The organism is Cupriavidus pampae, from assembly GCF_914271485.1.
Classification (GTDB): domain Bacteria; phylum Pseudomonadota; class Gammaproteobacteria; order Burkholderiales; family Burkholderiaceae; genus Cupriavidus; species Cupriavidus pampae.
Genome location: NZ_CAJZAG010000036.1, coordinates 1 through 1,290, shown reverse-complemented (window position 1 = coordinate 1,290; position 1,290 = coordinate 1). Strand labels below are relative to the sequence as shown.

The 1,290-nt window shown below is 65.8% G+C and carries 1 pseudogene; it reads right to left on the bottom strand.

The window, feature by feature from the left end:
- Positions 1 to 63 precede the first annotated feature (63 nt).
- Positions 64 to 1,290, bottom strand: a pseudogene (locus LDO41_RS34135) (filamentous hemagglutinin N-terminal domain-containing protein); the annotation flags it as partial.

Sequence of the window (1,290 nt, the reverse complement as noted above, 5' to 3'; positions counted from 1 at the left end):
CCATCGCCATCAGCCAGCATGCAACCGCCGCGCGGCGGCGAGCGGGGTACGCGTGTTGCCGGCTCATCGCCACAACCATGACGTCATGCCGAGGTGGCTTTCCACCGAGACTGGCTCGATCTGGCGCGGACGCACCACAGTGGTGGTGCCGGCCACCGCGACGTCGCCATCAAAGCTGCCGCCGGTCACGATCGCATCGCCGCTGATGCGCGTGCGGCCCGTAGCCATCCAGCTGCCGCCCACATCCATTGCATACAGGCGCGCCCAGCTATCGCCGAAGAACGCCTTGAAGCCCCGGTCGCGTGCGATTGCCGTGTAGCCGGCGACGCCAGTGGCGTACGTCACCGGCGCTTTGACGGTGAGGTCGCCGACGGCGAGCACACGGCCACCGATGTTCATCGCGGCCGTGCCAGCGGTGATGTCGATGCTGCCGCTCGCCGAGAGCAGCCCCCCGACCACCGACGTGTCGGATGACGCCGAGGTCCGGCAGACGATCATGCACGTGCGCGTGAAGTGCGCGGAGCCGGTGGTCACGCCCTCCGTGCGGAACGTATCGACGGCATGGATCGTGATCGAGCCATTGTTGGCGTAGATCTCGCCGCCGAGGTTGATGACATTGCGGCCGCTCAGTGTGGTGCCGGTTTCGGAGAGAAGATAGGCGCTCTGACCCGGCCGATCGACGGCGCCATAGTCGATGTCAAAGGTGCTGCCGCGTTTGGAGAGCACCAGCCAGCGGCGATCCGAGGCCGAGACGACGCTCGCGGCTACATCGCCCGCCGGCTTGGTGATCTCGTTGATCAGATCGCCCTTCGCTGCAAGATCGAGGCCGGCGTTGGACAGCATGCGCGCATGGCGATTGACGATATCGCCGCCCGCGCGCACCACCACATCGTCGTCCGCGCCGAACAGGATGCCGAGATACTGTGGTGTCGAATCATTGAGCAGTGAACCGCCTGTGCGCACCGTCACGGCGCCCACAGAGGATGGCGACGCCGCGATGCGATGTTGCCCCTGAACCAGCGCGCCGAGGTTCGTCAGGTCTCCATCCACCTCGAGCAATACGCCACCGCCGTTCGCCACCAGCGTCGACTGGCGCGCCTGCGAGGCCAGACTTACGGATGCGGCATGCACCTCGATGTCGGATGCTGCCAGCACATCTGAATCCTGTTGCGTCAATGCTCCGCGTGCATCGATGCGAATGGCACCAGTTGATGCTCTGAGCGCGGCATCGCGCAGCGAGACGTCCTTCATGGCGATCAGCACGTCTCGCGCCGCCTCTACCCTGCCTGA